The sequence below is a fragment of the Thioclava sp. F42-5 genome, assembly GCF_002213195.1.
Taxonomy (GTDB): Bacteria; Pseudomonadota; Alphaproteobacteria; order Rhodobacterales; family Rhodobacteraceae; genus Thioclava; species Thioclava nitratireducens.
Genome location: NZ_NBNZ01000001.1, coordinates 326,949 through 350,424, shown reverse-complemented (window position 1 = coordinate 350,424; position 23,476 = coordinate 326,949). Strand labels below are relative to the sequence as shown.

The window sequence follows — 23,476 nt, the reverse complement described above, 5'->3', positions numbered from 1 at the left end:
TCGTGAAACGCCTGTCCCTTGCCAGTTTGACCCTTCTTTCGCTCGCCGGCGGTGCCGCCGCCGAGCCGGCGAAGCTGACGGTCGATTTCGGGTTCTTCCCGAAGGGGACGGCGTGCCAGGTGTTCAACACCACCGGCAAGGTCTCGCTGCGGACCGGGCGCGAGATCGAATACACGATCAAGGGCGATACCGGAGACGTGGTGTTCCGCTGCGCCCAGCCGGACGGCCGCTCTTTCGAGGTCGCGACCGGGGCGCTGCTTCCGCCGGGCAATCCCTCGCTCGTTGCGATCCAGATCAATCAGGACGATCACGCGCATATCTTGTGGGATCAGGGCGGATTGCGGCGCAGCACCGTCGCGGAGGTGCTCAGATGGAACTGAACCCTACCACGGCACAGGGCGGCATGATGCGGGCTGTGATCATATCGGGCTGCGCGCTGGCGCTTGGCGGCTGCATGGGCACGACGGGCGGTAACGAGGCCTCCAAAGGTCCGCGCCGTCTGGCGGCGGTTGAGGGTTACACAGCGGCTTATGATGCGAGCGGCGCGCTGGTCGTGATGCGGCAGGCCGCGCCCTTTGCGAACTACGAGGGCGCCGAGGCCAAGCGGGCCGCGAACGCCATCTGCGGCGGGGCCGTGGCCTCGTCGATCAATGATACTTACCGGGATGGCGCTTGGGTCTTCCCGATGGGCTGCGGCAACGCGGCGTGAAATAAACCCGCGCGGGGGCAACCTCGCGCCCGAAGAGACGAGACGGATAGCCATGGCTGACCTGAGAAAGATCATCATCGACGGGAACGAGGTCGAGGTCGATCCGAACCTCACGCTGATCCAGGCGTGCGAACAGGCGGGGATCGAGATCCCGCGGTTCTGCTACCACGAGCGTCTGTCTATCGCAGGCAACTGCCGGATGTGCCTTGTGGAAGTCGTGGGCGGCCCGCCGAAGCCCGCCGCCTCCTGCGCGATGCAGGTGCGCGACATGCGCCCGGGGCCGGAAGGCGCGCCGCCGGTGATCAAGACGAATTCGCCGATGGTCAAGAAGGCCCGCGAGGGGGTGATGGAGTTCCTGCTCATCAACCACCCGCTCGACTGCCCGATCTGCGACCAGGGCGGCGAATGCGATTTGCAAGACCAGGCAATGGCTTATGGGGTGGACTTCAGCCGCTACCGCGAGCCCAAGCGCGCCGCGACCGAGCTGAACCTCGGCCCGCTGGTCGAGACCCATATGACGCGCTGCATCTCCTGCACCCGCTGCGTGCGCTTCACCACCGAAGTCGCGGGCATCACCCAGATGGGCCAGACCGGCCGGGGCGAGGACGCGGAGATCGCGAACTACCTGAACATGACGCTCGACTCGAACATGCAGGGCAACATCATCGACCTGTGCCCGGTGGGCGCGCTGGTCTCCAAGCCCTACGCGTTCACCGCGCGTCCGTGGGAACTGACCAAGACCGAGACCGTGGACGTGATGGACGCCGTGGGCTCCAACATCCGCGTCGATACCAAGGGACGCGAAGTGATGCGCATCCTGCCGCGCAACAATGACGACGTGAACGAGGAGTGGATCTCCGACAAGACCCGCTTCGTCTGGGACGGCCTGCGCCGCCAGCGTCTCGACCGGCCTTACGTCCGCGTCGACGGCAAGCTGAAGCCCGCAAGCTGGGGCGAGGCGCTGAGCGCCGCCGCCGAAGCGATGAAGGGCAAGAAAGTCGCTGGTCTCGTCGGCGATCTCGTCTCGACCGAGGCAGCCTTCTCGCTCAAGCAGCTGATCGAGGGGCTGGGCGGCAAAGTCGAATGCCGCACCGATGGCGCGCGCCTGCCGATCGGCAACCGCTACGGCTATGTGGGCAACGCGACGATCGCGGATCTCGACAACGCCGAGATGGTGCAGATCATCGGCGCGAACCCGGCCGTGGAAGCACCCGTACTGAACGCGCGCATCCGCAAGGCCTGGGCCAAGGGCGCGAACGTCGGTCTCGTCGGTGAAGCCTGCGACCTGACCTATGACTATGAGCATGTTGGCACCGACCGCGCCGCGCTGGCCGAGCTGTCCTCCAAGACGATCTCCGACGAGACGAAGGCCAAGAACACCATCGTTATCATCGGGCAGGGCGCTCTGAACGAAGCCGATGGCGAGGCGGTTCTGGCCCATGCGATGAAGCTGGCCGAGAACTCCAACGCCAAGTTCATGGTGCTGCACACCGCCGCGGCCCGTGTCGGCGCGATGGATGTGGGCGCAGTGACCGAGGGCGGTCTGCTCGCGGCTATCGACGGCGCAGAAGTCATCTACAACATGGGCGCCGACGAGGTGGAGATCACCCCGCGCGCCGAGGGCGGTCCCTTCGTGATCTATCAGGGCAGCCACGGCGACCGCGGAGCCAACCGCGCCGACGTTATCTTGCCGGGCGCGGCCTACACGGAAGAAAACGGCCTCTTCGTGAACACCGAAGGCCGTCCGCAGCTTGCCTTCCGCGCGGCCTTCCCGCCGGGCGAGGCGAAAGAGAACTGGGCGATCCTGCGCGCGCTTTCGGCTGAGCTGGACGCCAAGCAGCCCTGGGACACGCTTGCGGGTCTGCGCCGCGCGATGGTCGAGGCGGTGCCGCATCTGGCGCAGGTCGATCAGGTCGTGGAGAACGAAGTGCAGGCGATCGAGCCGCGCGACATGGGCAAGGCCACCTTCCGCCTGCCGATCCGCGAATTCTACCTGACCAATCCGATCGCGCGGGCCTCCGTAGTGATGGGCGAATGCGCCAGCCTCGCGAAAGCGCGGGCCGAAGCGCCGGTGGCCGCCGAGTGAGATTGAGACGGATGATGCAGACCCTGCCCAATATCGCACCGCTCGCTCCCGGCCTTCTGGCCGGGCTGGCGGCGTGCACGCCGACCGGCGGGGCGCAGGGGGATAGCGCGGTCAAGCCGGTCTATCGGGGCACCGAAACGCGGCTCCTCGACAGCGATCTGGTGGAGATCCGCGCGCGTGTCTCGGGCGAGGGCGCCAGCGAGAAAGCGGCGACCGATTATGCCCAATGCGCAGCCGCGCAATACGCGCTGGTGCGTGGCTATGGATTTGCGCGCCATGTGCGCACGAATGTGACTGAAGAGGGTGGCATCTGGCGGGCAGATGCGGTCTACACCATCTCGCCCGCCTTGCCGCAGGGACTCAAGACGATCGACGCGGAAGTGACCGTCGCCGATTGCAAGGATCGCGGCATTCCGACCGTATGAAGAGAGTGGGACATCATGGCTGAATTCTTCACGACACCTTTCGGGATCTTCCTGCTGATCGTGCTGCAGAGCTTGGCGGTTATCGCCTTCGTGATGCTTTCGATGATCTGGCTGGTCTATGGCGACCGCAAGATCTGGGCTGCCGTGCAGATGCGTCGCGGGCCGAACGTCGTCGGGCCGTGGGGCCTGATGCAGACCTTCGCGGATGCGCTGAAATACGTGGTCAAGGAAATCGTCGTGCCGGCGGGCGCCGACAAGTTCGTCTATTTCCTCGCCCCGATCCTGAGCTTCGTGCTGGCGCTGCTGACCTTCACGGTGATCCCGTTTGCCGACGGTTGGGTGCTCGCCGATATCAACGTCGCACTTCTGTTCGTCTTCGCGGCTTCCTCGCTCGAGGTGTATGGCGTGATCATGGGCGGCTGGGCGTCGAACTCGAAATACCCGTTCCTCGGTTCGCTGCGTTCCGCGGCGCAGATGATCTCCTACGAAGTCTCGATCGGCCTGATCATCATCGGCGTCGTGATCTCGACCGGCTCGCTCAACCTGTCGAACATCGTGCGCGCGCAGGATACCGGCTGGGGCCTGCTGGGCTGGTACTGGCTGCCGCACCTGCCGATGGTGGCGCTGTTCTTCATCTCGGCGCTAGCCGAGACAAACCGCCCGCCCTTCGACCTTCCGGAAGCGGAATCCGAACTCGTCGCGGGCTTCATGGTTGAATACAGCTCGACCCCGTATCTGCTGTTCATGGCCGGCGAATATATCGCGATCTGGCTGATGTGCGCGCTGATGTCGATCCTGTTCTTCGGCGGCTGGCTGTCCCCGATCCCGGGGCTGCCCGACGGGGTGTTGTGGATGTTCGCCAAGATGGTGTTCTTCTTCTTCATGTTCGCGATGGTTAAGGCGATCGTGCCGCGCTACCGCTACGACCAGCTTATGCGGATTGGCTGGAAAGTCTTCCTGCCGCTGTCGCTGGCCTGGGTGGTGATCATCGCCTTCCTCGCGAAATTCGAAATCTTCGGGCACTTCTGGGCCCGCTGGGCGATGGGGAGCTGATAGATGGCTTTCGACTATAACCGCGCTGCCAAGTATTTCCTGCTGGTGGACTTCATCAAAGGCTTCGGTCTGGGGATGCGCTATTTCTTCGCGCCGAAACCCACGCTGAACTACCCCCACGAGAAGGGGCCGCTTTCGCCGCGCTTCCGCGGCGAGCACGCCCTGCGCCGCTACCCCAACGGGGAAGAGCGCTGCATCGCGTGCAAACTGTGCGAGGCGATCTGCCCGGCGCAGGCGATCACGATCGACGCGGAACCCCGCGCCGACGGTTCGCGCCGCACGACGCGCTATGATATCGACATGACGAAATGCATCTATTGCGGCTTCTGTCAGGAAGCCTGCCCGGTCGATGCGATCGTCGAAGGTCCGAATTTCGAATTCTCGACCGAGACCCGCGAGGAGCTGTTCTACGACAAGCAGAAGCTCCTCGAGAACGGGGCCCGTTGGGAAGCCGAGATCGCACGCAACCTCGAACTGGATGCGCCTTACAGATGACCGACGATTTTTCGAAACTCTTCAGCACGATGATGGAGCAGTCGGCCGAGATGGCCCGGCTGTTCAATCCGGCGCTGGAAAGTTTCAACCCGGCTGCGATGGAGAAGCTCTTCCCCACCATGTCCAAGGACATGATGGAGATGTGGTTCGGCAAGACCTTCAACCGTGAAGGTCTCGACAGCCGGACCCGGCTTCTGGTGACGATTGCGGCGCTCACGGTGCTGGGCGCGCAGGCGGACTCGCAGCTGCGCCTGACGATCCGCCACGCGCTCGAGGCCGGGGCCACGCAACGCGAGATCGCCGAGGTGATCTTTCAGATGAGCATGTTCGGCGGGGTGCCCGCCATGACCCGCGCGCTCGAGATCGCGCAATCGGTCTTCGACGAGAATTCGGGAGAGAACGAATGACGGTGTTTGCTTTCGCCTTCTACCTTTTCGCCATTACGGCGTTGGTCGCGGGCTTCATGGTGGTGATTTCCAAGAACCCGGTCCACTCGGTGCTCTGGCTGATCCTGACCTTCCTGTCGGCGGCGGGGCTTTTCGTGCTTCTGGGCTCGGAATTCGTCGCAATGCTGCTGATCATCGTCTATGTCGGCGCGGTCGCGGTGCTTTTCCTCTTCGTGGTGATGATGCTCGACATCGATTTCGCCGCGCTCAAGGGGGAGTTGGCGCGCTACATGCCGCTGGGTCTTCTGATCGCGGTCATCATGCTGGTGCAGCTGGGCATCGCCTTCGGGGCGTGGCAGACCTCCGGCATGGCGGAAAACCTCCGTGCCGATCCGGTGCCCGAGGGCATGACCAACGCGCAGGCGATCGGTCTGCTCGTCTATGACAAATACCTCTACCTCTTCCAGACGGCGGGCCTGATCCTGCTGGTCGCGATGATCGGGGCGATCCTGCTGACGCTGCGCCATCGCACCAACGTCAAGCGCCAGAACGTCATCGCGCAGATGCATCGCGATCCGTCCAAGACGATGGAAATGGTGGACGTCAAACCGGGGCAGGGGCTGTGAGCGAACAAAAGCAAGCGAAAAACGCGAGTTCGGAAACGAGGGTGAACGCATGATCGGATTGGAACATTACCTTGGCGTGGCTGCCGCGCTGTTCGTGATCGGCATTTTCGGGATCTTCGTGAACCGCAAGAACGTGATCGTCATCATGATGTCGATCGAACTCATGCTGTTGGCGGTGAATATCAACCTGGTGGCCTTCGCGGCCTATCTGGATGACCTCGTCGGACAGATCTTCACTCTCTTCGTGCTGACCGTTGCGGCAGCCGAGGCCGCGATCGGCCTTGCGATCCTCGTGGTCTTCTTCCGCAACCGCGGCTCGATCGAGGTCGAAGACGTCAACGTGATGAAGGGATAAGGGACGATGGAAACGATCATTCTCTTTGCGCCGCTGGTCGGTGCGATCCTTGGTGGCTTCGGCTGGCGGGTGATCGGCGAAAAGGGCGCGATGGTCCTGACCACGGGCCTTCTGTTCCTCGCCGCCGCGCTCAGCTGGATCGTCTTTCTCACGCTGGGCGATCAGACGCAGCACATCCATGTCATGAACTGGATCACCTCGGGCGACCTCGACGTCGCATGGGCGATCCGGATGGACCGGCTGACCGCGATCATGCTGATCGTGGTGACGACGGTCTCCTCGCTCGTGCATCTCTACTCGTGGGGCTACATGGCCCATGACGAGAATTTCGACGAAGGGAAGGGCGCGAATTACAAGGCGCGCTTCTTCGCCTACCTGTCCTTCTTCACCTTCACCATGTTGATGCTGGTGACCTCGGACAACCTGCTGCAGATGTTCTTCGGCTGGGAAGGCGTGGGTCTCGCCTCGTATCTGCTGATCGGCTTCTACTACAAGAAGCCTTCGGCCAATGCGGCGGCGATGAAAGCCTTCATCATGAACCGTATCGGCGATTTCGGCTTCCTGCTCGGGCTGTTCGGTCTGTTCTACATGACCGGTTCGCTGAAGATGGACGACGTCTTCTCTGCGGCCCCAGCTTTGTCCGAAACGAGCCTGGACTTCCTCTGGGGGAACTGGAACGCGGTCGAGCTCTGTGCCTTCCTTCTGTTCATCGGTGCGATGGGCAAATCGGCGCAGCTCTTCTTGCACACATGGTTGCCGGACGCGATGGAAGGCCCGACGCCGGTGTCGGCGCTGATCCACGCCGCGACCATGGTGACCGCGGGTGTGTTCCTCGTCTGCCGGATGTCGCCGGTCTACGAATACGCGCCGCATACGCAGACCTTCATCGTCGTCATCGGCGCCTCGACCGCCTTCTTCGCAGCGACCGTGGGTCTGGTGCAGAACGACATCAAGCGCGTCATCGCCTATTCGACCTGTTCGCAGCTGGGCTACATGTTCGCGGCCGCGGGCGTCGGCGTCTATTCGGTGGCGATGTTCCACCTGCTGACCCACGCCTTCTTCAAGGCGCTGCTGTTCCTTTCGGCGGGCTCGGTTATCACCGCGATGCACCACGAGCAGGACATGCGCAACTACGGTGGCCTTCGCAAGAAGGTGCCGCTGACCTTCTGGGCGATGATCTTCGGCACGCTGGCGATCACCGGTGTCGGCGTTCCCTTCACCCATATCGGTTTCGCAGGCTTCCTGTCGAAAGACGCGATCATTGAGAGCGTCTGGGGCGGCTCGGGTGCTGGCTATGCCTTCTGGCTTCTGGTCATCGCGGCGGCCTTCACGTCCTTCTATTCGTGGCGCCTGATCTTCATGACCTTCTTCGGCAAGCCGCGCGGCGATCATCATGCGCATGATCACGTCAAAGAGAGCCCGTGGGTCATGACGGTGCCGCTGGTCGTACTGTCCTTCGGCGCGATCTTCGCCGGCATGATCTGGTACAACGTCTTCTTCGGCGATCACGCGAAGCTGGTGAAGTTCTTCGGCCTTCCCGCGCATGCCGAGCAGACGGCGGATGCCGGGCACGCGACGAGTGGCGAAGCCGCGCAGTCGGGCGAGGCAAGCCATGCCGCAGGGCAGGGTGAAACGCCGCCGGTGCCGGATCCGAACATGTCCGAACAGCAGGCCGAGGCCGAGCTGATGGACGAGGCCAAGACCTCGCCGAGCGTCGGCGCCTCGACCGCGGTCATCGAGTATCCGAGTGTCGCACCTCAGGGCTCCATCTACATGGGGCAGGAGAACGAGGTGATCGACAAGGCGCACCACGCGCCGGCCTGGGTCAAGGTCTCGCCCTTCGTGGCGATGCTGGCCGGGCTGCTTGTCGCCTGGATGTTCTACATCAAGGATGTGAGCCTGCCGCGGCGGATGGCTGAAGCCCAACCCGGGCTCTACAGCTTCCTGCTCAACAAGTGGTATTTCGACGAGCTGTACGAGCGTGTCTTCATGCGCCCGGCGCTCTGGTTCGGCTATCAATTCTGGAAGAAAGGGGACGAGGGCTCGATTGACCGGGTCATCGACGGTATGGCCGTTGGCATCGTCCCGACATTCACGAGGTTCCTTAACAGGATGCAATCGGGCTATCTGTTCCACTACGCCTTCGCCATGGTGATCGGGATCGTCGGTCTCATGCTCTGGGTCGTCCTCAACGGGGGGGCGAACTGATGCAACACCTTCTTTCCATCGTCATCTTCACGCCCGCCGTGGCGGCGCTGATCCTCGCGCTGGTTCTGCGTGGCGGCTCGCCCGAGGCGGACCGCAACGCGAAATGGGTGGCGCTGACCGCGACTTCGGTCACTTTCCTGATCTCGCTGTTCCTGCTGGCCGGGTTCGACCCGTCCAACACCGGCTTCCAGTTCATGGAGAAATACTCCTGGATCATGGGCTTCCAGTACCGCGTGGGTGTCGACGGGCTGTCGATCCTCTTCGTGATGCTGACTACGTTCATGATGCCGCTGGTGATCATCGGCAGCTGGAACGTCACCGACCGCGTGAAGGAATACATGATCGCCTTCCTCGTCCTCGAGACGCTGATGGTGGGCACCTTCGTCACGCTCGATCTGGTGCTGTTCTACCTGTTCTTCGAAGCAGGCCTGATCCCGATGTTCCTGATCATCGGCATCTGGGGGGGCAAGCAGCGCGTCTACGCCGCGTTCAAGTTCTTCCTCTATACCTTCTTCGGCTCGGTCTTCATGCTGGTGTCGATCATCTACATCTACTTCCACACCGGAACGACGGACATGCCGGGGCTACTCGTCTACGAGTTCCCATACACACCGGTGGATGTTCTGGGGATATCGATCCCCGGCGGGGTGCAAACGCTGCTGTGGATCGGCTTCTTCATCTCCTTCGCGATCAAGATGCCGCTCTGGCCGGTGCATACCTGGCTTCCCGCAGCGCACGTTCAGGCCCCGACGGCCGGTTCGGTCGTGCTGGCCGCGATCCTGCTGAAACTGGCTGATTACGGCTTCCTGCGCTTCTCGCTGCCGATGTTCCCGGTGGGCAACATCGTGGTGGGCCCCTGGGCGATGTGGCTCGCGGTGATCGCGATCATCTGGACCTCGCTGGTGGCGCTGGTGCAGACCGATATCAAACGCGTCATCGCGTATAGCTCGGTCGCGCACATGGCCTATGTGCTGCTCGGGATCTTCTCGGGGACGCAGCAGGGCATCGAGGGCGGGATCTTCCTCGTCGTCTCGCACGGCTTCGTCTCGGGCGCGCTGTTCCTTCTGGTCGGCGTCATCTACGAACGAATGCACACCCGCGAGATTGACGCCTATGGCGGCCTCGTCAAGCGGATGCCGGCCTATGCGACGATCTTCATGTTCTTCACCATGGCCAATGTGGGGCTGCCGGGTACCGGTAACTTCGTCGGGGAATTCCTGACGCTCGCCGGGACGTTCCAAGTCAACACCTGGGCCGCGATGTTCGCGACCTCGGGCGTGATCCTCTCGGCCGCCTACGCGCTCTGGCTCTATCGCCGGGTCGTCTTCGGCGACCTGATCAAGGAGAGCCTGCGCTCGATCACCGATCTCACCACGCGCGAGAAGTGGATCTTCGCGCCGCTGGTGGCGATGACTCTGATCCTTGGCGTCTACCCCGATCTGGTGACCAACATCATCGGGCCGTCGGTGACGCAACTCGTCCAGAACTATCATGATGCCTTGCCGGACACGTATCTGTCCGACCTGGTCGAACACTGAGGAGCTGAGGGATGACTTCTGCGGATTTCTCGATCGTCCTTCCGGAGTTTTTGCTCGCCGTCTACGCGATGGTGGCCCTGCTCGCGGGTGTGTGGTTCGGCAAGGACAAGCTTGCGCCGACGCTGCTGTGGATCACCTCCGGCGTCATGCTGGTGATCGCGGCCTGGATCGGCCTGGCCGAGGTGGGCTCGCATGAGGCCTTCGGCGGCCTCTTCATCGACGACGCGTTCTCGCGCTTCACCAAGGTGATGATCCTGATCGCGGCCGCGCTGGTGCTCGCGATGGGCACCGATTACATGCAGCGCCGCGGCCTGCTGCGCTTCGAATACCCGATCCTCGCGACGCTGGCCGTCATCGGCATGATGATGATGGTTTCGGCGGGCAACCTCATGTCGCTCTACATGGGGCTTGAGCTGCAATCGCTCGCGCTCTACATCGTGGCCGCGCTGCGCCGCGAGAGCGAGAAGAGCTCGGAAGCGGGTCTGAAGTATTTCGTCCTTGGCGCGCTGTCCTCGGGCATCCTGCTCTACGGCGCTTCGCTGACCTACGGCTTCGCGGGCACCACGCAATTCGCGGGCATCATCGGGGTCGTGCAAGCCGGTCACCTGCCGATCGGCCTACTGTTCGGCATGGTCTTCCTGATCGCCGGTCTCGCCTTCAAGGTCTCGGCAGTGCCGTTCCACATGTGGACGCCCGACGTCTACGAGGGCTCGCCCACGCCGGTCACCGCCTTCTTCGCAACGGCGCCGAAGATCGCCGCGATGGCGCTGATCGCCCGTCTCGTCTTCGACGCCTTCGGCCAGGTGCCGGCGGAGTGGGGCCAGATCCTCGCGCTGCTCGCGGGCCTGTCGATGGTCTGGGGCTCGGTCGCGGCGATCGGTCAGTCGAACATCAAGCGCCTGATGGCCTATTCCTCGATCACCCATATGGGCTACGTGTTGCTGGGCCTCTCGGCGGGCACGGTCGAGGGTGTGCAGTCGATGCTGACCTACATGGCGATCTACGTGACGATGAATGTCGGCGTCTTCGCCTTCATGCTTTCGATGGAGCGTGACGGCCAGCCGGTGACCGAACTCAAGGCGCTCAATCAATACGCCCGTCAGGCCCCGGTCAAGGCGTTGGCGATGCTGGTGCTGCTGTTCTCGCTCGCCGGTGTGCCGCCGATGCTGGGCTTCTTCGCCAAGTTTGCGGTGCTCGAAGCGGCGCTGCATGCGGGCTATATCTGGCTCGTGCTGCTGGGCGTGATCGCGTCGGTCGTGGCGGCCTTCTACTACCTGCGGATCGTGTTCTACATGTATTTCGGCAAGGAGACGGATCCGCTCGACAATCGGATGCCCGCGATCCAGTGGGGCCTTCTGGTGGTCTCGGCGCTGGCGATGCTGATCGGCATCTTCAACCTCTTCGGCATCGAGGGCGCGGCCCAGGCTGCGGCGGCGGCTCTTGTCAACTGAGCGCGATGACTGGCCCGAGGGCGTGGCGCGACACGTCCTGCCCTCGGTCGATAGCACCATGGATGAAGCGGCCCGGCTAGCGCCGGGCCTCTCCGGTTCAGCCTGGATCTTCGCGCATGAGCAGACCGCCGCGCGCGGCAGGCGCGGGCGGGCGTGGCGCGCGCCATCCGGCAATTTCTCGGCGACTCTGGTGATGCGGCCCGAAGGCGGGCTGGCTCATGCCGCGCTCTATTCCTTCGTCGCGGCACTCGCGTTGGAGGCCGCGCTCGCGCATGTCGCGGGACCGCATGCGCGGCTGACCATCAAATGGCCCAATGACGTGCTGCTGAACGGCGGCAAAGTCGCGGGCATCCTGCTCGAGAGCCTGCAGGGCGCAGAGACAATCGCGATTGGCATCGGCGTGAACCTCGCAGTGGCCCCCGAGCGGTCCGAGATCGAGCCCGAGGCGATGGCGCCGGTCAGCCTGCTGGGCGAGACCGGGATGCAGATCGCTCCGGTCGACTTCCTGCCGATGCTGGCGCAGGCCTTCGATCATTATGATCGACAGTTCCGCGATTACGGCTTCGACGCGATCCGCAATGCGTGGCTCGCGCGGGCGGCGCGTCTGGGCGAAGAAATCACCGCACGCGTCGGCGGCGAAACCTATCGCGGCACCTTCGAGACGATTGACCAGACCGGCGCGCTGATCCTGACGACGCCCGAGGGCCGCCGTGCCATCTCGGCGGCGGATATCTTTTTCTGAGCGGAAGGGGGGAGCCATGCTTCTCTGCATCGACTGCGGCAACACCAACACCGTCTTCTCGGTCTGGAACGGGACGGATTTCATCGCCACTTGGCGGATGGAAACCAATCACCAGCGAACGGCGGACGAATATTTCCTCTGGCTGTCGGGCATGATGCGCGTGCAGGAGATCGCAGGCGCGATCACCGAGGTCATCATCTCCTCGACCGTGCCGCGGGTGGTCTTCAACCTGCGGGTTCTGTCTAACCGTTACTTCAACTGCCGCCCGTTGGTCGTCGGCAAGCCCGAATGCCGCCTACCGGTGGAGCCCCGCGTCGATCCGGGCACGACCGTCGGGCCGGATCGCCTCGTGAACACGGTTGCGGGCTATGACCGGCATGGCGGCGATATCGTCGTCGTCGATTTCGGTACTGCGACCACTTTCGACGTGGTCGCCTCCGACGGGGCCTATATCGGCGGGGTGATCGCACCCGGCGTCAACCTGTCGCTCGAGGCGTTGCACGCCTCCGCGGCCGCCCTACCTCATGTCGATGTGACGATGCCCGAGAAGGCGATCGGCACCAACACCGTCGCCTGTATCCAATCGGGCGTTTTCTGGGGCTATATCGGCCTCGTCGAAGGCGTCGTGCGCCAAATCCGGCTCGAGCGGGACCGACCGATGAAAGTCATCGCGACCGGCGGTCTGGCAGAGCTGTTCAGCCAGGGGTTCGACCTGTTTGACAGTGTGGAATACGACCTTACCATGCACGGCCTTCGCCTCCTCAACGACTATAACAAGGACCTTCCCGCGTGAGTGACAGACTGATCTACCTCCCCCTCGGCGGTGCCGGCGAAATCGGCATGAACGCCTATGTCTACGGCTACGGCCCAGAGGGGAAAGAGCGGCTGATCGTTGTCGATCTGGGCGTGACTTTCCCGGATATGGACGGCACGCCCGGCGTCGACCTGATCTTCGCCGATCTCGAATGGCTGGAAGCGAATGCCGACCGCATCGACGCGATCTTCATCACCCACGCGCATGAGGACCACATCGGCGCGCTGCCGCATGTCTGGAACAAGCTGCGCAAGCCGGTCTACGCGCGCGCTTTCACCGGTCGGATCGGCCAGCTGAAGCTGGAAGAGGCGGGCATCCCGCCCGAGACGATCCAGATCGTCGAGCCGCGCCCGAAGGTGATCGAGGCCGGCCCGTTCAAGGTGCAATTCGTGCCGATCTCGCATTCGATCCCCGAAAGCTCCGGCCTCATCATCGACACACCTGCGGGCCGCGTCATGCATACGGGCGACTTCAAGCTCGACGGCAACCCGATCGTCGGCGAGCCCTTCGACCCCGAAATGTGGCATGCCATTGCCAAGGAAGGCGAAGGCGTGAAGGTTCTGGTGAGCGATTCCACAAACGTCTTCTCGCCGCTGCCGGGCCGCTCGGAGGCCACTTTGGCCGAGCCGATCTCGGAACTCATCCGCGCGCAGACCGGCATGGTCGTCGCGACCACCTTCGCCTCGAACGTGGCGCGCCTGAAGACGCTTGCCGAAGCGGGCAAAGCCGCGGGTCGGTCTGTCTGTCTGCTGGGGCGCGCGATGAAGCGCATGGTCTCGGTCGCCGAGGAAACCGGCGTGCTGAAAGGCATGCCCGGCACGATCTCGGCGGAAGAGGCGACCGACGTGCCGCGCCAGAACCTAATGCTGATCGTGACCGGCTCCCAGGGCGAGCGACGCGCTGCCTCGGCCCAGCTGAGCCGCGGCAAGTACCTGGGGCTCGAGATGAAGGAGGGGGACACGTTCCTGTTCTCCTCGAAGACGATCCCGGGCAACGAGCGCGGCGTGATCCGGATCATGAACGCGTTCTCCGAGATGGGAGTCGACGTGGTAGACGATCACGGCGGGCTCTATCACGTCTCGGGCCACGCCAACCGCCCCGATCTCGAAGCGGTGCACGAACTGATCGCGCCGAAGATGCTGATCCCGATGCATGGCGAGCATCGCCACCTGCGCGAACATGCGAAGCTGGCCGCGGACAAGGGCATCGCGTCGGAAGTCGCGACGAACGGCACGATGATCGACCTGACCGGCGAGGTGCCGAAAGTCGTCGAATATATCGAAGCGGGCCGCACCTATCTCGACGGTTCGGTGCAGATCGGCGCGATGGACGGCGTGGTGCGCGACCGGATGCGAATGGCGCTGAACGGCTTGTGCCTCGTGACGGTGATCCTCGACGAGCAGGACCAGCCGCTGGGCGAGCCCTGGGTCGAGCTGAACGGCTTGCCGAAACTGGGCCGCTCCGGCGCGCCGCTGGCCGAGACGATCGAGGACGAGATGACCGAATATCTTGAGCGCGCGCCGGTCAAGATCCTGAGCAATGACGACAAGCTGGACGAGGGCCTGCGCCGCATCGCCCGTCAGGTCGCGATGGAAGAGATTGGCAAGAAGCCCGAAGTGATCGTCGTCACGAGCCGTCTGACCGAGTGAGCGCGAGTCCGCGCCGTCAATGGCGCGGATCGCGAACGGGTAGGGCATCGCCCCATCCTCAGAGACAAAGAAAAGCCCCACCGGAGGACGCCTCCGGCGGGGATACTTTTACCAATACGAAAGCGTCAGCTGTCCGCGCTGTCCTCGGCGGTCTCTTCGATCGCGCCGGGGCGGAAGGAAACGGTGAGGAAGTCCGGGACGTGGTCGCCCATGCCCACCACTTCGTTCTCACGCTCGCGACGGTTGCGGCCCCCGCGGGAGCGGCGTGCGTTGCCTTCGTCATTACCCTGATCGCGGGGCTGCGATTTCGGCGCGCTCGCGGTCTCCTGGGGCTCGCTGCGAGCCTCTTCGGGTTGAGCCTCGGCCTTCGGAGCTTCTTTTTGCTCTTGCGGCGCGGCGATCTGCGGTTGCTGCGTCTCTTCGCTGCGCTCGCGTTTCGAGCCACGCCCGCCGCGATCGCGGCTGCGCCCGCCACGCGAGCGACCGCCCTTGGAGTCCTCGCGCTTGCGCGCGGGCTGCTTCGCACCTTCGGACAGCTCGAACCCTTCCGGCGGCTCGGCGCGCGGGATTTCCTGCTCGACGAGGCTTTCGATCTGGCCGAGGAATTTCTCGTCCGAGGGGACCGCGATCGAGATCGCCGTGCCCTTGCGGCCCGCGCGACCGGTGCGGCCGATCCGGTGGACATAGTCCTCGGCATGCATCGGCAGGTCGTAGTTGAACACGTGGCTCACCGACGGCACGTCGAGGCCGCGCGCGGCGACGTCAGAGGCGATCAGCAGCTTCAGCTTGCCATCGCGGAAACTCTCGAGCGTGCGGGTGCGCTGGCTCTGGTCGAGATCGCCATGGATCGGGGCCGCGTCGAAGCCGTATTTCTGCAGGCTTTTCGTAACGATATCCACGTCGACCTTGCGGTTGCAGAAGACGATCGCATTGGTGCAGGCCTCGCCCTCGGCCTCGATCACCGCGCGCAGCAATTCGCGTTTGGCTTTCGCGGTCTGGTCGCGGCGCGCCGGTTCGATCTCGATCAGCTTCTGGGTGATATTCGCGCCCGTCGTCGCCTGACGCGCCACTTCGATGCGCACCGGCGCATGCAGGAAGGTGTTGGTGATCCGCTCGATCTCGGGCGCCATCGTGGCCGAGAAGAACAGAGTTTGGCGCGTGAAGGGCGTCAGCTGGAAGATGCGTTCGATATCGGGGATGAACCCCATGTCGAGCATCCGGTCGGCCTCGTCCACGACCATGACCTTCACGTCGGTCAGGATCAGCTTGCCGCGCTCGAAATGGTCGAGCAGGCGGCCCGGCGTCGCGATGAGCACGTCGACGCCCTTGTCGATCAGTTTGTCCTGCTCTCCGAACGATACGCCGCCGATCAGCAGCGCGCGGGTGAGCTTGGTGTTCTTGGCGTAGAGGTCGAAGTTCTCGGCGACCTGCGCTGCCAATTCGCGCGTCGGGCACAGCACGAGCGAGCGCGGCATCCGGGCGCGGGCGCGGCCCCGACGCAGCAGCGTCAGCATCGGCAGGGTGAAGCTGGCGGTCTTGCCGGTCCCGGTCTGCGCGATGCCGAGCACGTCCTTGCCCTCGAGTGCGGGCGGAATGGCGCCAGCCTGAATGGGCGTTGGCTCTTCGTAGCCAGCGTCGACAACGGCGGAAAGGACCTTCGGGTCCAGCTTCAGATCGGTGAATTTCGTCATGGGTATCCTTGGTTTACCTTTAATCGCGTCCTGTCGCGACCCGCATCGGGCGGGGCCGCTATCGGGCGCTTGAGGAACCGGGCGCCCAGGAAGAGCCCCGCCGGATTACGGAGCTTGGCTGCGGCGTACCGGATTGCGACGCAAAGGTCAATCTTTTCAGGGCAGGGCCACTAACCGGCGGGCGGGACGCTCCTATGGCAAGGGGCTCTTGCAAAGGGGCACGGAACCTGACCTTCTGAACGGGGTTTGATCCCGAAGTGTGACGAGGGACAGATATGGCAGTCGCGGAATCGGCGGGTCTCGGCCCGGTATTGGCCTTTGCGCTGGTAGGTGTTTGCGGTGTCGGCGCGCAATGGCTGGCATGGCGGATGCGCCTTCCGGCCATCGTGATCATGCTGGTCGCAGGGCTTATTGCGGGTCCAGCGACCGGGCTTTTGAACCCGAGCCGCGACTTCGGTGAGCTGCTGAGCCCGTTGATCGCGCTCGCGGTGGCGGTGATCCTGTTCGAGGGCGGGTTCTCGCTGGATTTCCACCGTCTGGGCGACGCGAAAACCGGGGTCAGGCGGCTTGTCTTCATCGGCGCGCCGCTTGGCTGGTTTCTCTCGGCACTCGCTCTCGTCTGGGGCGCGGGGCTGAGTTGGGAAAGCGCGGCGGTCTTCGGCGGCATCATGGTCGTTACCGGCCCGACGGTGATCGCGCCGCTTCTGCGCACGGCGAAACTTGCCCGCCGCCCCGCACGGCTGCTGCAATGGGAAGCCATCGTGAACGACCCGATCGGCGCGCTGGCGGCGGTTCTGGCCTTCGAGGTGGTGTTCACGCTGCGCTCCAACCTGCCGATGGGCGAGGCGGTCTGGCATCTCGCGCTCGGGATCGGCTTTGCCGCGGCGATCGGCGGCGCGGTCGGCTGGGGCATCGCGCGCAGCTTCTCGCGCGGATGGGTGCCGGAATTCATGAAAGTCCCGGTGCTGTTCGCGACCCTTTTGGCGACCTTCGCGGTGACCGATTACGTGCTGCATGAAAGCGGGCTGCTCGCAGTGACGGTGATGGGGCTGGTGATCGGAAATGCCGATTTGCCCTCCTACGAGGAGCTGCGCCGGTTCAAGGAGCATGCGACGGTGCTTCTGGTCTCGGGCGTGTTCATCCTGCTCGCCGCGAATATCGAGATCGACCAGCTGGCCGCCCTCGACTGGCACGCGCTGTTGTTCGTCGTGCTGGTGGTGCTGGTCGCCCGCCCGATGACGGTCCTGATTTCGCTGATAGGGACGGGCCTGCCGCGCAACGAGCGCCTGCTGATCGCCTTCACCGGCCCGCGCGGGGTGGTGCTCGTGGCGGTTGCGGGCCTTTTCGGACAGCGTCTGGCCGAGATCGGGGTGGCCGACGGGCTGCGCATCGGGCCGCTGGCCTTCGTACTGGTGCTGGTGACTGTGATCGTGCACGGCTTCACCTTGGCGCCGCTGGCGCGGAAGCTGGGACTGGCCAATGCCGACAAGCCGGGGCTGCTGATCGTGGGCGGCTCGCGCTTCACGTCGGCGCTGGCCGAGACGCTGAGCAAGGCCGAGGTGCCGGTGCTGATCACCGATCCGAACCATGCGCACCTGATCCGGCCCCGCGCCAATGGGCTCAAGACTTTCTACGGCGACATTCTGGGCGAGGCGGCGGAGGACAAGGTCGAGCTGATGGCTTATTCGACCCTGCTCGCCGCGACCGACAACGACGCCTATAACACGCTCGTCGCGACCGATCTCGCGCCCGAGCTGGGCCGCGACAAGGTCTGGCAGGTGCCGCGTCAGAAGGACGATCGCGAACGCCACGCGCTGCCGACGCAGCTCGGTGGGCGCCGCTTTGGTGAGGGGCGCACGCTCGAGGGGTGGGAGACACTGCTCGCCGAGGGCTGGCGCTTCCGCGTGACCCGGATCACCGAGGAATACACGCTGGCCCGGTGGCGCGAGAAGCGACCCAAGGCGAAGCCTGTGATGGTCGTGGCGAAGAGCGGTGACCTTCGCTTCGTGATCGACCCGGCCGAAATGAAGGTCGAGCCGGGCGGGCGGATCATCTCGCTGCTGCCACCCGAGGCCTTCGAGGAAGAGACCGTGCAGAAGGCCAAGGCCGGGGAGAAACCCTCGGGCCAGCCGGGCCCCGCCGCGCGGATCCCTTGAGGTTCATTCGATCCGGGCGGTGGCTGATCGACGGGCGATCACCGCGCCGTCGCGGCGCAGCGCGATCTGGCCCGCGTAGGGACCTTTGGGCCAGCCGTAAGGCGGGGTCTTTTTGCCGACATAGCGGAAGAACCGGGCCTTGGGTGCGTCGACCTCGCTGGTCGTACTGATGCTGATCCCATCCGGGCCGGTGATCTCGAAACTGATCGTGTCTCCCGCACGCAGGCCGAAGCCGTAGCCCCAGAAGATGAGGGCGGGTCCGGTTTCGCGGGGCGGCGGCAGGGGGTCGCCGGCGAGGATCGCGTTGAAGCGTGGCGGTGCGGCGGTGAACCCGGTCGCGAGCCAGCCGCTTGGCATGTAGGGGACGGGGGCGGACCAGAGACTCCGCGGTGCGGCAGTCGCGCAGGTGTCCTGCATCTCAGGGTCGAAGGGATCAACGACCGTGCCCTCATGGCGCAGCGACAGATGCAGATGCGGGAATTCCGCCTGACCCGATTGGCCGACGAGGCCGAGCGGGGTGCCCGCCTCGACCCGCGCGCCACGTGCAACGGAAATCGAGCCTTCGCGCAGATGGCAATACTGGGTCTGCCAGCCGCGTCCTAGATCGATGACGATCCCGTTGCCGCATTCCTTGCCCGCGACCGCGACCGTTCGTCCGCTGACATAAGCTCCGTCGGGCTCTCCATCGCGGGTGGCGACGACCCGGCCCGGCGCGGCGGCGATCAACTTCACGCCCTCCTGCATCTGCGCTTCGGTCAGGAGCGCGAAATCGGTGCCCTTGTGGCCGTCATAGGTCAGCCCGCCGCAACCCGCATCGCGCGCGCCGGGACCGGGGTCGCGGTCGACGTAATTCTGGATATAGCAATCCTGGCCAAGGGTGCAGTCGACCGGCATTTGCAGCGTCGGCGCGTCAAATAGAAAAGTCCCGGCCATGCTGGGCACGGCCGGGACGAGAAGGCTTATCACTACCGCGCGGAGCACGGCCTAGATCATTCGGCGGTCAGCAGGCGCGGCTTGGAGCCGGAGATCCGCTTTTTGCCCGGTTCCTCGACCTTGATGACGATCTTGTCGTCCTTGATCGAGACCTTGGCGACACCGCCCTTCGTGAGCTTGCCGAAGAGCAGCTCTTCGGCGAGCGGCTTCTTGATATGCTCCTGAATGACCCGGCCCAGCGGACGCGCGCCCATCTTGTCGTCGTAGCCCTTCTCGGCGAGCCAATTGGCGGCGGCCGGGGTGAGCTCGATATGGACGTTGCGGTCGATGAGCTGCGCTTCGAGTTGCAGCACGAACTTGTCGACCACCTGCAAGATCACCTCGCGCGGCAGCGGCGCGAAGCTGACCACCGCGTCCAGACGGTTGCGGAACTCGGGCGTGAAGGTCCGCTCGATCGCGGCCATATCCTCGCCTTCGCGCCGATCGCGCCCGAAGCCGATTGCGGTCTTCGCCTGTTCGGCGGCGCCCGCATTCGAGGTCATGATCAGGATCACGTTGCGGAAGTCGACGGTCCGGCCGTTATGGTCGGTGAGCTTCCCGTGATCCATCACCTGCAGCAGGATGTTGTAGACATCCGGGTGGGCCTTTTCGATCTCGTCGAGCAGCAGCACGCAATGCGGGTGCTGGTCGACGCTGTCGGTCAGCATGCCCCCCTGATCGAAGCCGACATAGCCCGGAGGCGCACCGATCAGGCGCGAGACCGCGTGCTTCTCCATGTATTCCGACATGTCGAAGCGCATCAGTTCCACGCCGAGCGTATCGGCGAGCTGCTTGGCGACCTCGGTCTTGCCGACACCGGTCGGACCCGCGAAGAGGTAGTTGCCGATCGGCTTCTCCGGCTCGCGCAGACCCGCACGGGCCAACTTGATCGCGGAGGACAGCGTCTCGATCGCCTTGTCCTGGCCGAACACGACGCGCTTGAGGGACTTCTCGAGATCCTTGAGCACCTCGGCATCGTCCTTCGAGACCGATTTCGGCGGGATCCGCGCGATCTTGGCGACGACCGCCTCGATCTCTTTCGGACCGATGGTCTTGCGCCGCTTGCTTTCGGCCACGAGATGTTGGGCCGCGCCCGCCTCGTCGATCACGTCGATCGCCTTGTCGGGCAGCTTGCGGTCATGGACATAGCGCGCCGACAGTTCCACCGCCGTCTTGATGGCGTCGTTGGTGTAGCGGATGTCGTGGTGCTTCTCGAAATAGGGCTTCAGACCCATCAGGATCTTGATGGAGTCCGGCACCGAGGGCTCGTTCACGTCGATCTTCTGGAACCGGCGGCTCAGCGCGCGGTCCTTTTCGAAGTGCTGGCGGAACTCCTTGTAGGTGGTAGAGCCCATGGTGCGCAGCTTGCCGCCCTGAAGCGCGGGCTTCAGGAGGTTCGAGGCATCCATGGCACCACCCGAGGTCGCGCCTGCACCGATCACGGTGTGGATTTCGTCGATGAAGAGGATCGCGTCGGGATGCTCTTCAAGCTCCTTCACCACGGCCTTCAGGCGCTCTTCGAAGTCACCGCGATAGCGGGTGCCGGCGAGCAGTGCGCCCATATCCAGCGAGTAGATCGTCGAATTGGCGAGAATTTCCGGGGTCTCCCCCCGGGTGATCTTCAGCGCGAGGCCTTCCGCGATCGCGGTCTTGCCCACGCCGGGGTCGCCCACCAGAAGCGGGTTGTTCTTGCGGCGGCGGCAGAGGACCTGAATGCAGCGCTCGACCTCATGCTCGCGCCCGATCAGCGGGTCGACATCGCCCTTCTCGGATTTCGCGTTGAGGTTCACGCAGTATTTCTCGAGCGCGGAATCCTTGGCTTCGGCCTGGGTCGCCCCTTCGGCCTTGGCCTCTTCCTCGGCACCCGACACCGGGCGCGTTTCGCCAAACTCCGGATCCTTCGCCACGCCATGCGCGATGAAGTTCACCGCGTCGTAGCGGGTCATGTCCTGCTCTTGCAGGAAGTAGGCGGCGTTGCTTTCGCGCTCGGCGAAGATCGCGACGAGCACATTCGCCCCGGTCACTTCCGAGCGGCCCGAGCTTTGGACATGGATGGCCGCGCGCTGGATCACGCGCTGGAAGGCGGCGGTCGGCACGGCTTCCGAGCCTTCGATTTCGGTCACGAGGGTGGACAGTTCATCATCGATGAACTCCACCAAGGTCTGGCGCAATTCGTCGGTATCGACGGCGCAGGCCTTCATCACCCGCGCGGCGTCCGGCTCGTCGATCAAGGCGAGGAGCAGGTGTTCTAGCGTCGCGAGTTCATGCTTTCGGGCATTGGCGAGCGCCAGCGCCCCGTGGATTGCCTGTTCGAGCGTATTGGAAAACGACGGCATTATCTGCTCCTTTCCTCGAAGGGCGGCGCGGGAGGATACCCAGCCTAGTGTTGCCCTATAAGATTAAAGTTCGGTGGAATTCGTCGCGCTTCAAGTCTTTTCATGCCCAAAAACAGATCGGACTCCGATTCGTACGGAAAAAACGATCATTTAGCGGGCGCGACGGTGCAGGGATACCGATGAGGCGCGCAATATCTAGGGGAGTTGCGTTTGACCTCTCCCATATGGGGAGGGTTTTCGCGGGTTCAAGCGCTCTGACGGTTACTTGGGCGACTCGGCGCGGCTTTGCGCGGTGTCGTGCTGCGTGTCCTCGTGGACTGGCGGGCGGCGCGCCGCACTTTGGTGCAGTTCCGCCGCCAGTTCGGCGTCTTCGGGGTCGGTTTTGCCCTTGGATGCGGGCGCCTTGCCGGGGCGCTTGGTGGCTCTGGTTCCCGGGGAAGCATCCTCTCTCTTTTGGGGCGCGTCCTCCTCGTCCTCGTCGCCTTCCTCCTCGAGCTCCGCCTCGGAATGGGCGGCTGGCGAATGTTCCAGCAGCAGCGCTATGATGTCGGTCCGGGTCAGGATGCCGACGAGCCGCCCGCTTTCGGTCACCGGCACGACCCGCGCCTCGCGTCGGGCCAGCCGTTCGAGCAATTGGCCCACCGGCGTGTCGCCCTCGACGGTCTCGATATCGGTATGGAAGATCGCGCGCACCTCGGCCTCGGGCGGGGCGGCGCGGAACCGCAGGGGGCGGCGCAGGATGTCGAACTCCTTGAACAGCTCTTCGAGCGCGTCATGCTGATCGACCACGCCCAGATAGTATCCCGAATTGTCGACCACCGGCAGGGTGTGGACGTTGAGCGCGGTCATCTTGCGCACGATCTCGGACAGCGGCGCTTCGGGGCTGACGGTCACCGGGTTCTGCGTCATCAGATCGCGCACATGCGTGTCGGCCAGAAGCGACTCGGCGGCGCGGTGTTCGGCCACCGCCATGAGCCGCGCCAGATCGGCGGGGTCCATGTTGGCCGACTGGTTGAACTCGACCAGCAGGTTCGACAGGTCGCGCTGACTGAGCGAGCGGGCCGGGCCGCGCGCACGTCCGACATGGGCCGGGGAATAGGCGAGAGGGCGCGTCGGGTAGGAAATCCCGAAGAGCCGGTTCCAGACCATTGCGAACCCGATCATCAGCACCGTCATCACCGCGATCGGGAAGATCGCGAAATCGAAGCCGAGACGCCGCCCCGCCTCGTGTTCCAAGATCACGAGCAGCGCGATCCCGGCGGCTGGCGGATGCAGCGCGCGCGCGGCCATCATCGCCGCGATCGACCCGCCCACTGCGAGCCCGTCCGCATAGGGTGGAGGGGTCACCATCAGCACCGCGACCGGCACCACGGCGGAGATCATCATCCCCATCATCGCGGACCACGGCTGCGCCAGCGGCGAGTTCGGCAGAACGAACAGGAGAACCGCCATCGAGGCGAAGCTGGACACGAGATAGATCCCGGCCTGTCGTGAATGGGGCAAGGTGGCCACGATGAAGGTCACGACGAGGATCGCCACTCCTGCGCCCACCGCGCCGCGCAGGATGTCGACCGCGGGCCTACGCCCCATGGAGGGGCCGAAGCGGCGCAGCTGGCGGCGGACATTCTTGGGCAGGCGTGAGATCGGCATCGGTTCGCTGGGGTTGAATTCGCGACAGGTATCGCGCCTGCCACGCGCGGATGCAAGCGCGGGGGCGGCGAGAGGCCGGGCGGCGGGAACGCCATCTCAGGGCTAAACGCTCCCCGAAGCCCGTCTGGCATCTT

At 64.4% G+C, this 23,476-nt stretch carries 20 protein-coding genes; 16 read left to right on the top strand and 4 right to left on the bottom strand.

The window, feature by feature from the left end:
• The first annotated feature begins 2 nt into the window (after positions 1 to 2).
• Genes B6V74_RS01620 through B6V74_RS01550 form a run of 15 tightly spaced genes read left to right on the top strand, consistent with a single transcriptional unit; the run spans position 3 to position 14,537 of the window.
• Positions 3 to 380: a hypothetical protein gene (locus B6V74_RS01620; RefSeq protein ID WP_143597887.1), complete on the top strand. Its 378-nt coding sequence runs from the start codon at positions 3 to 5 to the stop codon at positions 378 to 380.
• Positions 371 to 709: a hypothetical protein gene (locus B6V74_RS01615; RefSeq protein ID WP_075774479.1), complete on the top strand. Its 339-nt coding sequence runs from the start codon at positions 371 to 373 to the stop codon at positions 707 to 709. The genes B6V74_RS01620 and B6V74_RS01615 overlap by 10 nt, the downstream gene beginning before the upstream one ends.
• Positions 710 to 761: 52 nt before the next feature.
• A complete protein-coding gene (gene nuoG, locus B6V74_RS01610) occupies positions 762 to 2,795 on the top strand; it encodes an NADH-quinone oxidoreductase subunit NuoG (RefSeq protein WP_088721779.1) in 2,034 nt (677 codons plus the stop codon).
• 14 nt (positions 2,796 to 2,809) lie between these two features.
• Positions 2,810 to 3,220, top strand: coding sequence for a hypothetical protein (locus tag B6V74_RS01605; protein ID WP_075774729.1), 411 nt, complete (start codon positions 2,810 to 2,812; stop codon positions 3,218 to 3,220).
• A gap of 15 nt (positions 3,221 to 3,235) precedes the next feature.
• Positions 3,236 to 4,273 (top strand): NADH-quinone oxidoreductase subunit NuoH, encoded by a 1,038-nt coding sequence (gene nuoH, locus B6V74_RS01600; RefSeq protein WP_075774481.1) that lies wholly within the window; start codon positions 3,236 to 3,238, stop codon positions 4,271 to 4,273.
• 3 nt (positions 4,274 to 4,276) lie between these two features.
• Positions 4,277 to 4,768: an NADH-quinone oxidoreductase subunit NuoI gene (gene nuoI / locus B6V74_RS01595; RefSeq protein WP_075774482.1), complete on the top strand. Its 492-nt coding sequence runs from the start codon at positions 4,277 to 4,279 to the stop codon at positions 4,766 to 4,768.
• The gene (locus tag B6V74_RS01590; protein ID WP_075774483.1) at positions 4,765 to 5,175 is read left to right on the top strand and encodes a carboxymuconolactone decarboxylase family protein; all 411 of its coding nucleotides are present in this window, start codon (positions 4,765 to 4,767) and stop codon (positions 5,173 to 5,175) included. The genes nuoI and B6V74_RS01590 overlap by 4 nt, the downstream gene beginning before the upstream one ends.
• Positions 5,172 to 5,780 carry an NADH-quinone oxidoreductase subunit J gene (locus tag B6V74_RS01585; RefSeq protein ID WP_075774484.1) on the top strand — a complete coding sequence of 203 codons (609 nt, stop codon included), beginning with the start codon at positions 5,172 to 5,174 and terminating at the stop codon, positions 5,778 to 5,780. The genes B6V74_RS01590 and B6V74_RS01585 overlap by 4 nt, the downstream gene beginning before the upstream one ends.
• 49 nt (positions 5,781 to 5,829) lie before the next feature.
• Positions 5,830 to 6,135 carry an NADH-quinone oxidoreductase subunit NuoK gene (nuoK, locus tag B6V74_RS01580; protein ID WP_075774485.1) on the top strand — a complete coding sequence of 102 codons (306 nt, stop codon included), beginning with the start codon at positions 5,830 to 5,832 and terminating at the stop codon, positions 6,133 to 6,135.
• Positions 6,136 to 6,141: 6 nt separating this feature from the next.
• On the top strand, positions 6,142 to 8,343 hold the full coding sequence (gene nuoL, locus B6V74_RS01575; protein ID WP_088721778.1) for an NADH-quinone oxidoreductase subunit L: 2,202 nt from the start codon (positions 6,142 to 6,144) through the stop codon (positions 8,341 to 8,343).
• A complete protein-coding gene (locus tag B6V74_RS01570) occupies positions 8,343 to 9,881 on the top strand; it encodes an NADH-quinone oxidoreductase subunit M (RefSeq protein ID WP_075774487.1) in 1,539 nt (512 codons plus the stop codon). Before nuoL ends, B6V74_RS01570 begins: the two co-directional genes overlap by 1 nt.
• An 11-nt stretch (positions 9,882 to 9,892) precedes the next feature.
• On the top strand, positions 9,893 to 11,332 hold the full coding sequence (gene nuoN, locus B6V74_RS01565) for an NADH-quinone oxidoreductase subunit NuoN (RefSeq protein ID WP_075774488.1): 1,440 nt from the start codon (positions 9,893 to 9,895) through the stop codon (positions 11,330 to 11,332).
• Positions 11,322 to 12,074, top strand: coding sequence for a biotin--[acetyl-CoA-carboxylase] ligase (locus tag B6V74_RS01560; RefSeq protein ID WP_075774489.1), 753 nt, complete (start codon positions 11,322 to 11,324; stop codon positions 12,072 to 12,074). The genes nuoN and B6V74_RS01560 overlap by 11 nt, the downstream gene beginning before the upstream one ends.
• A gap of 16 nt (positions 12,075 to 12,090) precedes the next feature.
• Positions 12,091 to 12,867 (top strand): type III pantothenate kinase, encoded by a 777-nt coding sequence (locus B6V74_RS01555; protein ID WP_075774490.1) that lies wholly within the window; start codon positions 12,091 to 12,093, stop codon positions 12,865 to 12,867.
• A gap of 47 nt (positions 12,868 to 12,914) precedes the next feature.
• Positions 12,915 to 14,537, top strand: a complete 1,623-nt coding sequence (locus B6V74_RS01550) for a ribonuclease J (protein WP_088721777.1) — start codon at positions 12,915 to 12,917, stop codon at positions 14,535 to 14,537.
• 125 nt (positions 14,538 to 14,662) lie between these two features.
• On the opposite strand, the gene B6V74_RS01545 is transcribed toward B6V74_RS01550, so the two are convergent.
• The gene (locus B6V74_RS01545; protein ID WP_088721776.1) at positions 14,663 to 16,228 is read right to left on the bottom strand and encodes a DEAD/DEAH box helicase; all 1,566 of its coding nucleotides are present in this window, start codon (positions 16,226 to 16,228) and stop codon (positions 14,663 to 14,665) included.
• Between the two features lie 275 nt (positions 16,229 to 16,503).
• Here B6V74_RS01545 and B6V74_RS01540 point away from each other — a divergent pair, with 275 nt between their 5' ends.
• Positions 16,504 to 18,384: a cation:proton antiporter gene (locus B6V74_RS01540; RefSeq protein WP_088721775.1), complete on the top strand. Its 1,881-nt coding sequence runs from the start codon at positions 16,504 to 16,506 to the stop codon at positions 18,382 to 18,384.
• A gap of 3 nt (positions 18,385 to 18,387) precedes the next feature.
• On the opposite strand, the gene B6V74_RS01535 is transcribed toward B6V74_RS01540, so the two are convergent.
• The 3 genes from B6V74_RS01535 to B6V74_RS01525 all read right to left on the bottom strand — a co-directional run bounded on the left by B6V74_RS01535 (position 18,388) and on the right by B6V74_RS01525 (position 23,342).
• Complete coding sequence (locus B6V74_RS01535; protein ID WP_088721774.1) at positions 18,388 to 19,317, bottom strand: M23 family metallopeptidase; 930 nt, start codon at positions 19,315 to 19,317, stop codon at positions 18,388 to 18,390.
• Between the two features lie 56 nt (positions 19,318 to 19,373).
• Entirely contained in the window at positions 19,374 to 21,692 is a 2,319-nt protein-coding gene (clpA, locus tag B6V74_RS01530) for an ATP-dependent Clp protease ATP-binding subunit ClpA (RefSeq protein WP_088718894.1), read from the bottom strand.
• Positions 21,693 to 21,953: 261 nt separating this feature from the next.
• Positions 21,954 to 23,342 carry an HPP family protein gene (locus B6V74_RS01525; protein ID WP_088718893.1) on the bottom strand — a complete coding sequence of 463 codons (1,389 nt, stop codon included), beginning with the start codon at positions 23,340 to 23,342 and terminating at the stop codon, positions 21,954 to 21,956.
• Positions 23,343 to 23,476 lie beyond the last annotated feature (134 nt).